Origin of the sequence: Teichococcus rhizosphaerae (genome assembly GCF_002631185.1) — a bacterium.
GTDB classification, from domain to species: Bacteria; Pseudomonadota; Alphaproteobacteria; order Acetobacterales; family Acetobacteraceae; genus Pseudoroseomonas; species Pseudoroseomonas rhizosphaerae.
The window spans coordinates 62,919-75,762 of the sequence record NZ_PDNU01000005.1; the positions used below are offsets into that span (position 1 = coordinate 62,919).

The following is a 12,844-nucleotide window of genomic DNA, read 5'->3' on the forward strand; positions in this document are numbered from 1 at the left end:
CCGGGCTCAGTCCTCGTCGCGGCTGAAGAAGGCGCGCAGGAAGCGGCGCAGGCGCGAGGGCTGCGGCCCGAGCTCCGCCGCCTCCTGCTCGGTGAGGTCGGGCGGGCCGAGCCGCTCCGCGATGGCCCGCACCCTGGCATCCCCGGGCAGCCGCCGCGCCGCCTCGGCCGCCACGCGCCGCGCCAGCTCCAGCCGCCCCGTCCGCTCCAGGGCGCGGGCCAGGCCGATATGCGCGGCCCCCAGATCGGGCGCGAGCAGCATCGCCTCGCGGAACACCGGCTCCGCCTCCCCCGGCTCGCCCACGAAGAGCAGCAGCTGCCCGAGCCAGAGAAAGGCCTGCGGGTCCTTCTCCGCCCCCTCGGTCTGGCGGCGGGCGATGGCGATGGCCTCGGCACGGTCGCCCCGCGCGGCCAGGGTGTGGCTGAGGCCGAGCAGCGCCTTGGCATGGGCCGGGTTCTGCTTCAGCACGATGCGGAACTGCGCCTCGGCCTCGTCCAGCTTGCCGTTGTTCAGCAGCAGGTGGCCGTAATGCACGTGCAGCTTGCCGTCGCCCGGCGCGTCGCGCACGCCGCGCCTGCACAGCTCCAGCGCCTCCGTCATCCGCTTCTGGCTGCCCAGCACCAGGGACAGGCCCTGATAGACATGGCCGACATTCTGGCGCAGCGCCAGCGCGGCGCGGAACGGGCCTTCGGCCTCGTTGAACGCGCCCATGCCGAGCAGGGCATGGCCGGCGCGGGCCTGGCTGTAGAAGTCCTCCGGCCGCAATTCGGCCTGGCGCAGCGCCACGGCGATGGCGGCCTGGCGGTCGCCCGCGTCGCGGAGCGCGCGCATGCGCAGCCGCAGGCCACGGATGATGTCCTGCTCGGTGATGCCGGGGGAAAGCCCCAGCTCCAGCGCCCGCTTCCACAGCCGGTTGGCCATCTCCAGGTGGCCGCGCCGGAAGGCGGCGTTGCCGGCGTGGCGGAACCAGTGCGGGCTCTGGTGGCGGCGGGCGCGCATCAGCGCCGTCAGCGCCGCCAGGTCCTCGGCCAGGATCAGGCCGAGCACCTGGCGCAGAAAGGCGCTCTCCACCAGCAGCCAGATCGGCGCGTGGTCCATGAAGGGGGTGCGCAGCCAGTGCACGCCTGCCCCCTTCGCCAGCGCCGCGGCGTGGCGGGCATCCTCGGGCATGTAGGGGTCGGCCAGCAGCACGGCGAAGCGGCCCGGCTCGCCCGGCCGCACCGTCATGTCGGGCAGCAGGCCGGGGTCGTGGTACTGGTGGAAGCGCTGGTCCCACGGCACCTGGCGCGGGTCGATCGAGCCCTGCGGGCAGACGCCGAAGGCGTGCCCCGCCCCCAGCGCCGCCGCGTATTTCAGCGCGGCATAGCCGCCCATGCTGTAGCCATAGGTGATGGCCGGGCCGCGCAGGGCGGCCCGCACCATGGGCGCCGCCGCCGCCACCGAGGCGGGCGGGAACCAGTTCTCCCGCTTGGCCACGAAGCCGATGGCGTTCACCCCGAGCTTGCCCGCCACCTCCTGGCCCCAGATGCCGTCGCCCCTGGGGCGGAAGGTCAGGTCGGCGAAGGTGATCAGGGTGGGCTCGCCGGCGGCGGGGCGGTGCACCACCAGCAGGTGCTCGTCCTCGTACAGGATCGTGGCCTGCGGGGCGGTGGTGGCGGGCTGGGTCTCGTCCATGGGCGCGCTGCGGAGGGGCTGGCGTCAGGCCGCCCCGCCCGCCTCCTCCGGGGTTTGCAGGCGCAGCGACAGGGCGTGCAGGCCGCTGCCGAACTCCTGTTCCAGCGCGGCGTGGACGGCGCGGGAGCGGGCCACGCGGCTCATCCCCGCGAAGGCGGGGCTGACCACCCGCACCGTGTAGTGGGTCTGCCCGCCGGGCGCCGCGCCGGCATGGCCGGCATGGCGGTGGCTTTCATCCAGGATCGAGACGTCCGCCCCGGCGAAGGCCGAGAGCAGGATCGTCCGCATGCGCTCTTCGCGTGTCGGCATGGCGGGGCGTGTTGACATGGCGGGGAGGTTTTCCACGCCGAAACCCGCCTGCCAAGCGAAAGGTTTGGCATCTGCCGCCTTGCGGGATGCCCGCGAGGCGCCCATAAACCACCAAATGGCCCGCCGAGGCGAACGTCTCAGACCCGACAGCTCAACCCCGACCACACCGTGCGACGCGCCCGGCTGTGAGGCCCCGGGTGAGTTCCGCGCACCCCGCGACCGCTCGCGCCTGCGCGACTACTACCATTTCTGCCTGGAGCATGTCCGCGCCTACAACCAGGCATGGGACTACTACAAGGGCATGAACGCCGACGAGATCGAGCAGAACCTGCGCGAGGACAGTTCCTGGCAGCGCCCCACCTGGCCGCTCGGCCGGCTCGGCGGCAATGCCAAGCTGAACCCCGAGCTGTTCCGCGACCCGCTCGGCCTGTTCGGCCAGGCGCCGCCGACGCCGCGCAAGAGCGCCAAGGAAGCGCCGCCCGAGCTGCGCGCCGCGCTCGACATGCTGGGCCTGGGCTGGCCGCTCGAGGAGGATGCGCTGCGCGCCCGCTACAAGGAGCTGGCCAAGCGCTACCACCCCGACACCAATGGCGGCGACAAGTCCGCCGAAGACCGCCTGAAGGACATCAACCGCGCCTATAGCCTGCTGCGCAAGCGGCTGGCCATGATGGCGGCGGAACAGCAGGCGCCGACCAAACCGCCCGCGGCATCCGCCAGCCGGGCGGCCTGAGCAGCGAGAGCACCGACACCGCACCGCCCAGACACCGCCGCCAACCGCGAACGCACAGCCGAGAGCGAAGAGAGCCCAATGACGAAGGTCGCCACATTGTCCGACGCCCGCCCCACCTCCGCGATCAACCTGCCCGACATCACCGTGAAGGCGCGCGAGGTCTTCGGCATCGACAGCGACCTGGAGGTTCCCGCCTTCTCGGTCCGCACCGAGCACGTGCCGGAGCCCGACCCCACCTACAAGTTCGACCGCGACACGACGCTGGCCATCCTGGCCGGCTTCGCCTTCAACCGGCGCGTCATGGTCCAGGGCTATCACGGCACCGGCAAGTCCACCCATATCGAGCAGGTGGCGGCGCGGCTGAACTGGCCCTGCATCCGCGTCAACCTCGACAGCCACATCAGCCGCATCGACCTGATCGGCAAGGACGCCATCGTCCTCAAGGACGGCAAGCAGGTGACGGAGTTCCGCGAGGGCATCCTCCCCTGGGCGCTGCAGCACCCCTGCGCCATGGTGTTCGACGAGTATGACGCCGGCCGCCCGGACGTGATGTTCGTGATCCAGCGCGTGCTGGAGGTCGAGGGCAAGCTGACGCTGCTCGACCAGAACCGCGTGATCCGCCCGCACCCCGCCTTCCGCCTCTTCGCCACCGCCAACACGGTGGGCCTGGGCGACACCACCGGCCTCTACCACGGCACCCAGCAGATCAATCAGGGCCAGATGGACCGCTGGAACATCGTGGCCACCCTGAACTACCTGCCGCACGCGCAGGAAAGCGCCATCGTCGCCGCCAAGCTCGGCGTCGAGCCGGGCGACGCGGCCGGCAGGAAGCGCATCGACGCCATGGTGGCGCTGGCCGACCTGACGCGCGCGGGCTTCATCGCCGGCGACATCTCCACCGTCATGTCGCCGCGCACCGTCATCACCTGGGCCGAGAACGCGCGCATCTTCGGCGATGTGGGCTTCGCCTTCCGCCTCTCCTTCCTCAACAAGTGCGACGAGGCGGAGCGCTCGACCGTGGCCGAGTACTACCAGCGCTGCTTCAACGAGGAAGTGCCGACCGGGCTGCTGGTTCGCAAGAACTGAAGCCATGGCCAGGAGGGGCGCCGCCCCTCCTGGACCTCCCCGCCAGGAACCTGAAATTCCTGGACCTCCCAGCAGGGGTTAAGCCATGAGCGGTAGCGGCAAGGACCTGACGCGTCAGGAAGAGTTCAAGCGGGCCACCGCCGGCACGCTGCGCGCCATCGCGCGCAACGCCGAGGTGCAGGTGGCCTACCAGCCGGGGCCCTCGGGGCTCGCCGGCAAGCGGGCGCGCCTGCCGCTGCCGACGCGCGCCCTGCCGCCGGCCGAGATGGCCCGGCTGCGCGGCGCGGCGGATGCCATCGCGCTGCGGCTCCGCCACCATGACGAGGCCGCCCATGCCGCCCGCACCCCCGCCCGCCGCGAGGCGCGCGAGGTGTTCGACGCGCTGGAGCAGGCCCGGGTGGAGGTGGTGGGCTCCCGGCTGATGCCGGGCGTCGCCGCCAATCTCGATGCCCGGCTGGCCGAGACCTGCGAGTCCGAGGGCTATGACCGGATGACGCGGAAGGACCAGCTTCCGCTGCCCGCCGCGCTCTCGCTGCTGGCGCGCGAGCGCCTGTCCGGCCATCCCGCCCCCGCCGCGGCGCAGCGCATCCTCGACCTCTGGCGCGACACGCTGGGCGACAAGGCGGATGCCGCGCTGGACGAGATGGCCACCGCCAGCGACGACCAGGAGAAGTTCGCCAGCGCCGCCCGCAAGCTGCTTTCCGCCCTCGACCTCGCCGAGGCCGAGGTGGAGGCGGAGGCCGAGGAGGACGAGCAGGGCGACGAGGGCAGCGAGACCTCCAGCCAGCAGGACAATTCCTCCGAGGGCGAGGCGCAGAGCCAGGAAAGCGACCCGACGCTGGGCGCCCAGCCCGAATCCATGCAGGGCGAGGGCGCCGAGGAGGAAGGCGAGACGGAGGAGGAGGAGGGCGTCGCGGCCGAGGGCGAGGACCGCCCCGGCGGCCCGCAGCAGCGCAAGGAGGTGGCCCCCTCCGACGACGCCTCCGCCTACCGCGCCTTCACCAAGAAGTTCGACGAGGAGATCGAGGCGGAGGATCTGTGCGACGCCGAGGAGCTGGCGCGGCTCCGCCAGCAGCTCGACCAGCAGCTTTCCCATCTCCAGGGCGTGGTGTCCAAGCTGGCCAACCGGCTGCAGCGCCGCCTGCTGGCGCAGCAGCAGCGCGCCTGGGAGTTCGACCTGGAGGAAGGCCAGCTCGACGCGGCGCGTCTCGCCCGCATCGTCGCCAACCCGATGCTGTCGCTGTCCTACAAGCGGGAGCGGGAAGCGGATTTCCGCGACACCGTGGTCACCCTGCTGATCGACAATTCCGGCTCCATGCGCGGCCGCCCCATCTCGGTGGCCGCCATGTGCTGCGACATCCTGGCGCGCACGCTGGAGCGCTGCTCGGTGAAGGTGGAGATCCTGGGCTTCACCACCCGCGCCTGGAAGGGCGGCCAGAGCCGCGAGCGCTGGGTGCAGGAAGGCAAGCCGCGTAACCCCGGCCGCCTGAACGATTTGCGCCACGTCATCTACAAGAGCGCCGACGCGCCCTGGCGCCGCGCCCGCAAGAACCTCGGCCTGATGCTGCGCGAGGGGCTGCTCAAGGAGAACATCGACGGCGAGGCGCTGGACTGGGCCTATAAGCGCCTGATGATGCGCCCCGAGCGGCGCCGCATCCTGATGGTGATCAGCGACGGCGCGCCGGTCGACGACAGCACGCTTTCCGTCAATCCGGGCAACTACCTGGAGCGGCACCTGCGCAAGGTGATCCACGACATCGAGCACCGCGACATCGTGGAGCTGATCGCCATCGGCATCGGGCACGACGTGACGCGCTACTACCGCCGCGCCGTCACCATCGTCGATGCGGAGGAGCTGGGCGGCACGATGATGAAGAAGCTGGCCGAGCTGTTCGACGAGGACGCGGCCGCCGCCTTCCAGCGCGCGGCGACCGAGCGGGCGCCGCTGCTCGCCTGACGCGGCCCGCATGCTGAACCCGCCGGGGCGCCGTGGCCTGCTGGCCATGGCCGCGCTGGGAGGGCTCGGGGCCTGCGCGACGCTGCGGCTGGCCGGGGAGCCGGCCACGCCCCTCCCCCCCCTCGCCCTGCCGCCCGGCACTCCCCTGGAATCGCGCGGCGGGCTCCGGCTGAACCGGCATGCCATCGGCTTCGGCGGGCTTTCCGCCCTGCATGTCGATGACGCGCTGCGGCTGACCGCGATCAGCGACCAGGGGCGCTGGCTCCAGGCCGGGCTGCGGCTGGGGCCGGAAGGGGAGCCGCGGGCGCTGGAGGCGATCGAAACGGGACGGCTGGCCAGCGAGTTCCCGATCTCCCTGCCCCGCAGCGTCGATGGCGATGCCGAATCGCTGGCGCCAGGACCGGGCGGGGGCTGGCTGGTGGGGTTCGAGCGGCGCCACCGCGTCTGCGCCCATGACACGCTGCGCGGCCCGTGCCGGCCCGTCGCCATGCCCTCCGCGCTGCGCCTGGCGCCCGTCAATGGCGGGCTGGAAAGCCTGGCGGCGCTGCCTGGCGGGCGCTGGCTGGCCATCACGGAAGCCATGCCGGCGGAGGCGGAAGGCACGCGCCGGGCCTGGCTGGGAAGCCCCGGCGCGTGGCTGCCCCTGGCCTACCGCCCCACCCCGGGCTTCGTGCCCACCGATGCCTGCGGCCTGCCCGATGGCGGCGCGCTGGTGGTGGAGCGCGGCTTCGGCCTGCCGCACGGCTTCCAGGGCCGGCTGCTGCACCTTCCGGCCGCCCGGCTGGCCAACCCTGGCGAAGGGGCGGTGCTGCAGGCCGAGACGCTGCTGCCCGAAACGGCGCTGCCGCGCGAGAACTGGGAGGGTGTCGCCAGCTTCCGCCATGCCGGGCGGCACTGGGTCGCGCTGCTGGCCGACGACAACGAGCTTTTCTTCCAGGAAGGGCTGCTGCTGCTGTTCACCTTCCGCGCGGGGATGGCGCCGGAAGCGCTCAGCCACCCCCGGTCCTGACGAGGGGCGCCGTTGTCTGCCCGGCCCTTCCCCGCGCCTCCGCCGGCATGGCGGGCGCGGGGGAGGCGCGGAGCAGGCGGCGGCGCGGCAGGGTCATCCAGCTCCGCGCGCCGAGGCCCGGCACCGCCTCCACGGTCAGCTCCCCCTCATGGGCGCGCAGAAGCTGGCGCGCCAGCACCAGCCCCAGCCCCAGGCCCCGCGTGCCGTCCCCGGCGGCGCCGCGGCCCAGGTCGCTGGCGGCCAGCCCCGCTCCCTCATCCTCCACCAGGATGGACAGCGTCTCCTCCGCCTGCACCAGCCGCAGGTCGATGGGATCGCCCTCCCGCGTGTGGCGCGCGGCGCGGGCCAGCAGCTCGACCAGCGCGCCCTTGAGCGCGCGGCGGTCGGCGAACAGGACGAGCGCCGCGAGATCGGGGGCGATGCGCCAGTGCCGCGTGCCGGGCGCCAGGGCGAGCGACACCTGCTCCACCACCTCCCGCAGCAGCGGCGCCAGCGGCACGGCCTCCTCGCGCAGGCGGCGGGGCGCGGCGGCGGCGGCGGCCAGGTCATGCACATCGGCCGCCAGGCAGAGCAGCGTGCGGGCATGGCCCTCCAGCGCGCCGCCCGGCGGCTGCCGCGCCGCCTGCCCCAGCAGGGCCAGGCCCAGCCCTTGCAGCTCCCGCGCGAAAAGGCCGAGATGGCGGTCGCGCTGCGCCAGCTCCTGCTCCATTCCGGCGGCCCGGCCCTCGGCGCGGCGGCGCTCGCGCTCCACCATGCAGAGCAGCAGCCCCAATCCGGAAAGCGCGGCCATCAGGACAATCAGGGAAAAGGTCGCCATGCGCTCATGCTGCGCGACGACGACGAAGAAAAAGTAAACGCGCCCCGCTTGTGGCGGGGCGCGTTCGCATCTGGTCCGTGCGCCCCCGGCAAAGGGGGCGGAAGGCGCCTCAGGCCGCGGCGGCGGCCTTCTTCTCCTGCGCCTTCAGGATGCGGCGCTTGAGGGTCAGGGCCTCGGCCGGCAGCTTCCGGTCGGGGGTGCCGAGCAGGAAGGAATCCAGGCCGCCATTGTGCTCCACCGTGCGGATGCCGTTGGTGGAGAGGCGCAGCTGGATGGAGGTGCCAAGAACGTCGGAGAAGAACGAGTTCTCCTGCAGGTTCGGCAGGAACCGGCGACGCGTCTTGTTGTTGGCGTGGCTGACGTTGTTGCCCGTCAGCACGCCCTTGCCGGTGATGCCGCAACGGCGAGCCATGGCGCTAACCCTTCAATCGGAGCGAGGGTAGCGGCACGCGCCGCACACCCAACATGAAAAACAGAGGGGGCGTATGGCCCGCCCCCCCGCGAGAGTCAAGGATCCGACCGCGCGGCGGCGGCGGAAATCCTCTTCCCCGCCCGCTGCGCGGGATCTCAGAACTCGCTGCCGGTGGGCGGACCCTGACGCATCTCCGCCAGCTCCCCCGCCTCGACCGAGGCCAGGGCGCTGCGCAGCACGTTGGCGATGGCCTCGTCGCGCATGCTGCGCGCCATCAGCCCCAGCGCGCCGCCGAGCAGGGCGGAGGCGACCGAGATCGGCGCGATCTTCTGCTCGATCATGTATTCGATCGCCTTGTCCACCACGGAACCGGCATGGCTGAGATCTTCCGGGGCCACCCCCTGCGGATCGAGTTGCATCTGGTGCCCTCCTGGAAACAGGGAGGTTACTTAAGTGACGAGGCAGGGCGCGAAAACCCCATTCCCCGCGAAAGATCCGCAGGCGAACCGGCCTGCCTGCCCGGCGAGCAGGGTCTGGCAGTTTTTCCTGGTGAAAGAACCGCAGCACGGATTAGCCTGACGGAACAAAACCAAGAGTTGAATTGTGCTGAAGAGAAATATCTTTTTGATGTTTGCTCTTTATTCCAGCAGCATCCTGCCGGCTCATGCCCAAGGCTTCACAAGCTACGGGCCGAGCGGCATCACCACCTTCCGGGGCGACGGCTTTGGCGGCGGCACCGCCTACGGGCCGAACGGCATCACCACCTTCCGGGGCGATGGCTTTGGCGGCGGCACCGCCTATGGCCCGAACGGCATCACCACCTTTCGCGGCCAGTGAGGCGGTATCGGGCAGGTCGCATCGCACGGGCTGCACACGGCGCCTCGCCTGACTGACGCACCGGCGCCGCGCCCCTGGGCAGAACCGTTCCGGAAAAGCCCGCCCCGCCTTCGCCGGCAGCCTCGCCGGATCAGCCGCGCGGGTCGTGCGCTGGCTGGCGCTGGCCTTGCACCGCCTCCACCCCCGCGGCGCGCGCCGCCTCCTGGGCCGCCGCCGCCGCCTCGGCCGCCGCCACCGCCTCGGACTGGCGCCGCCACATCTGCGCGTAGAGGCCATCCGCCGCCATCAGCGCCGCATGGTTGCCGCGCTCGGCGATCTGCCCCTCCTGCAGCACGATGATCTCGTCCGCCTCCACCACGGTGGACAGGCGGTGGGCGATGACCAGCGTGGTGCGCCCGGCCGAGACGCCGCGCAGCGCCGCCTGGATCTCCTGCTCGGTGCGGGTGTCGAGCGCGCTGGTGGCCTCGTCCAGGATCAGCACGCGCGGGTCCTTCAGGATGGTGCGGGCGATCGCCACGCGCTGCTTCTCGCCGCCCGAGAGCTTCAGGCCGCGCTCGCCCACCCGCGTGTCGTAGCCCTCCGGCAGCCGCAGGACGAAGTCATGCACCTGGGCGAGCCTCGCCGCCTGCTCGATCTCGGCATCCGAGGCGCCGGGGCGGCCATAGGCGATGTTGTAGCGGATGGTGTCGTTGAACAGCACCGTGTCCTGCGGCACCACGCCGATGGCGGCGCGCAGCGATTCCTGCGTCACCGCGCGCAGATCCTGCCCGTCGAGCAGGATGCGTCCCGACTGTGCGTCGTAGAAGCGGAACAGCAGGCGGGAGATGGTGGACTTGCCCGCCCCCGTCGGCCCGACGATGGCGAGCGTCCGCCCCGCCGGCACGTGGAAGGACACGCCCCTGAGGATGGTGCGGTCCGCGCGGTAGCCGAAGCGCACATCCTCGAACACCAGATCGCCCGGGCCGGCGGCGAGCGGCGTGGCGCCGGGGGCGTCGGCCACTTCCTGCTTCTCGCGCATCAGGGTGAACATGGCCTCCATGTCCACCAGCCCCTGCTTCAGCTCGCGATAGACGAAGCCCAGGAAGTTGAGTGGCAGGTAGAGCTGGATCAGGTAGGTGTTGACCAGCACGAAGTCGCCCACCGTCATGCGGCCCTCGGCGACGCCGCGCGCGGCCATCAGCATCACCGCCGTGAGGCCGAGCGCGATGATCGCCGCCTGCCCCATGTTGAGGTAGTTCAGCGTCACCTCGGAGCGGGTATAGGCCTGCTCGTAGCGCGCGAGCGAGGCGTCGTAGCGCCGCTCCTCGTGGCGCTCGTTGCCGAAATACTTGACCGTCTCGTAGTTCAGCAGGCTGTCGATCGCCTTGGTGTTGGCCTCCTGGTCCATCTCGTTCATGGCGCGCCGGAAGCGCAGGCGCCAGTCGGTGAAGACGAGGGTGAAGGCGATGTAGAGCCCGATCGTCAGCAGCGTGACGAGGGCGAAGCTGATGTCGAACAGCCCCCACAAGATGCCGGCGACGAGCAGGATCTCGATCAGCGTGGGGATGATGTTGAACAGCATGAAGTCGAGGACGAAGTTGATGCCCCGCGTGCCGCGCTCGATGACGCGGGACATGCCGCCCGTCTGCCGGTCCAGGTGGAAGCGCAGGGAAAGCGCGTGCAGGTGGCGGAACACGTTGAGCGCGATGACGCGGCCCGCGCGCGCCTGCACGCGGGTGAACACGGCGTCGCGCAGCTCGGCCATCCAGGAGGAGGTGATGCGCAGCAGGCCATAGCCCAGCACCAGCGCGATGGGCACGGTGGCCACCGCGGCGGCGGTGCCGCCCGCCGGGCCCAGCGCATCGACGGCGCGCGCATAGACGATGGGCACCAGCACGTTGGCGCCCTTGGCCAGCACCATCAGCACCAGGGCGATGACGACGCGGGCCCGCAGCCCCGGCTCGTTGCGGGGCCAGAGATAGGGGGCGAGGGTCAGCAATGTCTGCATGTGGCCGCGCGGGCGCGCCGGCGCGGCGGGAGGAACGGGCACGGGCAATCTCCAGTCGGTCGGGCGTTACATGGCGCCCGGCGCCGGCATGGGCAATGCGCCCGGGGGGCATGGCAGGAGACCACAGGCCGCGAGGATCGTCCGAGAACCATTGCCGCCCGCGCGCGCGGGCGGCATGAGAAGGGACATGTCGATCTCCGCCACCGGCTTCGCCCGCCACATCGCCGCCTGCAACAACCTGGCCTCGCCGGCCGGGCTGATCCCCTTCCGCATCGGCGGCGAGCAGGTGGGGTGGCTCGGCGCCGAGCTGGCCCGCTGGCTCGCCTTCCGCCCGCGCGACTTCCACTTCGATGGCGGGGGCGTCTCGCTGGCCGGCCGGCTGCGCGGCGCCGCCGCGCGCGGCTCCGCCCTGGCCGACGCGGTGAAGGGGCTGGAAAAGGCCGGCTTCCTCCGCGTGCGCGGCGAGCCCTTCGACGTGCGCGCGACGCCCGAGGGGCCGGTGCTGGCCACGCTGGACCGCGGCGCCGTGCCGGCCTTCGGCGTGCTGGCGCAGGGGGTCCACCTGAACGGGCTGGTGCGCCGCGCCGACGGGCTGCATGTCTGGATCGGCAAGCGCGCGCGGGACAAGGCGGTGGCGCCCGGGCAATGGGACAACCTGGTGGCCGGTGGCACTCCCGCCGGGCTGGATGCCTGGGAGACGCTGGTCAAGGAAGGCGCGGAGGAGGCCGGCCTGCCGCCCGAGCTGGTGGCGCGGGCCCGCCCCGCCGGCCGCATCTCCTACATCATGCGGCAGGCGGATGGCGGGCTGCGGCGCGACATCCTGCACGTCTATGACCTGGAGCTGCCCGAGGACTTCATCCCCGTCCCGCATGACGACGAGGTGGAGCATTTCGAGCTGTGGCCGATCCGGCGCGTGCTGGAGGTGGTGCGCGACACGGACACGGTGAAGTTCAACGTCAACCTGGTGCTGATCGACCTGCTGCTGCGCGAGGGGCTGATCGACCCTGGCAGCGCCGAGGGCCGCTCGCTCCGCAACGGGCTGCAATCCGGCGCCTGAGGGGCGGCCCGCCACGCCGCCCGCCCGCCCGGGGCAGAGGGCCGGCGCGGGCGGCCGCTCCGTTCAGCGCAGCGGCTCGGCCTGCACGCCCCCGCCCTGCTGGTAGGAGGGCGGCGGCTGGTAGTTCGGCTGCTGGAAGCCCTGCGGCTGCTGCTGCTGGTAGGAAGGGGCGGCGGTGGCGGCCGGGGCGCCGCCGAAGCGCATCAGCGCGCCGCGCAGCGGGTCGGCGCCCGGATTGTGGGCGGCCATGTCCACCACGATCTGCCGCGCGCCCACGCTCTGCCCGTAATAGACGCGGTTCCAGTCGCTGCGGGCGGAGATCAGCGAGCCATCCAGCGCGATGCCGGCGTAAAGGCCGCGCGTCTTGGCGAAGGTGACGATGTCCGCCCCCACCGCGGCGGTGGTGGCGCCGGAGATGCCGGCGCCCACCGTCGCCACCGCGATGGAGGCGTCGGCGCCCACCTTGAACTGGCTGTCCATCAGGGCGGAGAGGCCCTTGTCGGTCAGCACCATCATCATGACCATGGCGTCCTGCACGCCGATCTGCAGGCCGAGGCTGCCGGCGCCCAGGCTGTAGAAGGCGGGCGAGGACCAGGAGCCGGCACCGTCGCGCGCCAGCAGCACGCAGGAGCCGCCCTGCCCGCCCAGGATGAAGCCGGCGCGGAACACGCGCGGGCAGACCATCACGGCGCGCGCCCGGCGCAGCATGGTCACCGCGTCGTTGTAGTGGGCGGCATCGGCGCCGCCGGCGGCGCCCAGCATTTCCTGCACCGCCAGGGTGGAGCGGTCCACCAGCGCCTGCTGCTCCATCTGCGCCGCGGCCGGCCGCGCCAGGGCCGATGCCAGCAGCAGGGCGCCCGCCAGGGCGATTGGTGCGAAGATCGAACGCCGCATGAAGGTCCTCCGGCAACCCATTGCCCAGGAATGGCCTTCCGGCTGCGGCGTGGCAAGCCCAACTTGCGGGGTGGC

Annotated in this window: 13 protein-coding genes; 6 read left to right on the forward strand and 7 right to left on the reverse strand. The window is 72.1% G+C overall.

All coding sequences use genetic code 11. The features are described 5' to 3' along the window. Positions 1 to 6: 6 nt before the first annotated feature. Together CR162_RS05300 and CR162_RS05305 are read right to left on the reverse strand one after the other, a co-directional pair. Positions 7 to 1,674 carry a tetratricopeptide repeat protein gene (locus tag CR162_RS05300; protein ID WP_099094500.1) on the reverse strand — a complete coding sequence of 556 codons (1,668 nt, stop codon included), beginning with the start codon at positions 1,672 to 1,674 and terminating at the stop codon, positions 7 to 9. 24 nt (positions 1,675 to 1,698) lie between these two features. Continuing rightward, positions 1,699 to 2,001 carry a BolA family protein gene (locus tag CR162_RS05305; RefSeq protein ID WP_245870138.1) on the reverse strand — a complete coding sequence of 101 codons (303 nt, stop codon included), beginning with the start codon at positions 1,999 to 2,001 and terminating at the stop codon, positions 1,699 to 1,701. A 97-nt stretch (positions 2,002 to 2,098) separates the two neighbouring features. Here CR162_RS05305 and CR162_RS05310 point away from each other — a divergent pair, with 97 nt between their 5' ends. From CR162_RS05310 to CR162_RS05325, 4 genes are all read left to right on the forward strand, one after another. Then, positions 2,099 to 2,713 carry a J domain-containing protein gene (locus tag CR162_RS05310; protein WP_099094502.1) on the forward strand — a complete coding sequence of 205 codons (615 nt, stop codon included), beginning with the start codon at positions 2,099 to 2,101 and terminating at the stop codon, positions 2,711 to 2,713. A 78-nt stretch (positions 2,714 to 2,791) separates the two neighbouring features. Next, positions 2,792 to 3,799 carry a cobaltochelatase subunit CobS gene (gene cobS, locus CR162_RS05315; protein ID WP_099094503.1) on the forward strand — a complete coding sequence of 336 codons (1,008 nt, stop codon included), beginning with the start codon at positions 2,792 to 2,794 and terminating at the stop codon, positions 3,797 to 3,799. A gap of 85 nt (positions 3,800 to 3,884) precedes the next feature. Continuing rightward, on the forward strand, positions 3,885 to 5,756 hold the full coding sequence (gene cobT, locus CR162_RS05320; protein WP_099094504.1) for a cobaltochelatase subunit CobT: 1,872 nt from the start codon (positions 3,885 to 3,887) through the stop codon (positions 5,754 to 5,756). Between the two features lie 10 nt (positions 5,757 to 5,766). Continuing rightward, the gene (locus CR162_RS05325) at positions 5,767 to 6,765 is read left to right on the forward strand and encodes an esterase-like activity of phytase family protein (protein ID WP_099094505.1); all 999 of its coding nucleotides are present in this window, start codon (positions 5,767 to 5,769) and stop codon (positions 6,763 to 6,765) included. On the opposite strand, the gene CR162_RS05330 is transcribed toward CR162_RS05325, so the two are convergent. From CR162_RS05330 to CR162_RS05340, 3 genes are all read right to left on the reverse strand, one after another. Continuing rightward, positions 6,746 to 7,582 (reverse strand): sensor histidine kinase, encoded by an 837-nt coding sequence (locus CR162_RS05330; protein ID WP_099094506.1) that lies wholly within the window; start codon positions 7,580 to 7,582, stop codon positions 6,746 to 6,748. The two genes, CR162_RS05325 and CR162_RS05330, sit on opposite strands and share 20 nt — an antisense overlap. Before the next feature lie 109 nt (positions 7,583 to 7,691). Further along, positions 7,692 to 7,994, reverse strand: coding sequence for a 50S ribosomal protein L28 (gene rpmB / locus CR162_RS05335; RefSeq protein ID WP_099094507.1), 303 nt, complete (start codon positions 7,992 to 7,994; stop codon positions 7,692 to 7,694). A 155-nt stretch (positions 7,995 to 8,149) separates the two neighbouring features. Beyond that, a complete protein-coding gene (locus CR162_RS05340) occupies positions 8,150 to 8,413 on the reverse strand; it encodes a hypothetical protein (protein WP_099094508.1) in 264 nt (87 codons plus the stop codon). A gap of 184 nt (positions 8,414 to 8,597) precedes the next feature. Between CR162_RS05340 and CR162_RS05345 the strand changes: the two genes are divergently transcribed. Beyond that, entirely contained in the window at positions 8,598 to 8,831 is a 234-nt protein-coding gene (locus CR162_RS05345; protein ID WP_141563078.1) for a hypothetical protein, read from the forward strand. A gap of 130 nt (positions 8,832 to 8,961) precedes the next feature. On the opposite strand, the gene CR162_RS05350 is transcribed toward CR162_RS05345, so the two are convergent. Continuing rightward, a complete protein-coding gene (locus tag CR162_RS05350) occupies positions 8,962 to 10,818 on the reverse strand; it encodes an ABCB family ABC transporter ATP-binding protein/permease (RefSeq protein ID WP_099094557.1) in 1,857 nt (618 codons plus the stop codon). A gap of 187 nt (positions 10,819 to 11,005) precedes the next feature. On the opposite strand from CR162_RS05350, the gene CR162_RS05355 reads away from it, so the two are divergent. Beyond that, positions 11,006 to 11,875: an NUDIX hydrolase gene (locus tag CR162_RS05355; protein WP_099094510.1), complete on the forward strand. Its 870-nt coding sequence runs from the start codon at positions 11,006 to 11,008 to the stop codon at positions 11,873 to 11,875. 63 nt (positions 11,876 to 11,938) lie between these two features. On the opposite strand, the gene CR162_RS05360 is transcribed toward CR162_RS05355, so the two are convergent. Further along, a complete protein-coding gene (locus CR162_RS05360; protein WP_099094511.1) occupies positions 11,939 to 12,769 on the reverse strand; it encodes a lipid-binding SYLF domain-containing protein in 831 nt (276 codons plus the stop codon). Positions 12,770 to 12,844: the final 75 nt, after the last annotated feature.

Bases quoted from the DNA above. Each gene is read 5' to 3' on its own strand.
- CR162_RS05300 (WP_099094500.1), bottom strand. From the start codon at position 1,674: ATGGACGAGACCCAGCCCGCCACCACCGCCCCGCAGGCCACGATCCTG.
- CR162_RS05305 (WP_245870138.1), bottom strand. From the start codon at position 2,001: ATGTCAACACGCCCCGCCATGCCGACACGCGAAGAGCGCATGCGGACG.
- CR162_RS05310 (WP_099094502.1), top strand. From the start codon at position 2,099: ATGGCCCGCCGAGGCGAACGTCTCAGACCCGACAGCTCAACCCCGACC.
- cobS (WP_099094503.1), top strand. From the start codon at position 2,792: ATGACGAAGGTCGCCACATTGTCCGACGCCCGCCCCACCTCCGCGATC.
- cobT (WP_099094504.1), top strand. From the start codon at position 3,885: ATGAGCGGTAGCGGCAAGGACCTGACGCGTCAGGAAGAGTTCAAGCGG.
- CR162_RS05325 (WP_099094505.1), top strand. From the start codon at position 5,767: ATGCTGAACCCGCCGGGGCGCCGTGGCCTGCTGGCCATGGCCGCGCTG.
- CR162_RS05330 (WP_099094506.1), bottom strand. From the start codon at position 7,582: ATGGCGACCTTTTCCCTGATTGTCCTGATGGCCGCGCTTTCCGGATTG.
- rpmB (WP_099094507.1), bottom strand. From the start codon at position 7,994: ATGGCTCGCCGTTGCGGCATCACCGGCAAGGGCGTGCTGACGGGCAAC.
- CR162_RS05340 (WP_099094508.1), bottom strand. From the start codon at position 8,413: ATGCAACTCGATCCGCAGGGGGTGGCCCCGGAAGATCTCAGCCATGCC.
- CR162_RS05350 (WP_099094557.1), bottom strand. From the start codon at position 10,818: ATGCAGACATTGCTGACCCTCGCCCCCTATCTCTGGCCCCGCAACGAG.
- CR162_RS05355 (WP_099094510.1), top strand. From the start codon at position 11,006: ATGTCGATCTCCGCCACCGGCTTCGCCCGCCACATCGCCGCCTGCAAC.
- CR162_RS05360 (WP_099094511.1), bottom strand. From the start codon at position 12,769: ATGCGGCGTTCGATCTTCGCACCAATCGCCCTGGCGGGCGCCCTGCTG.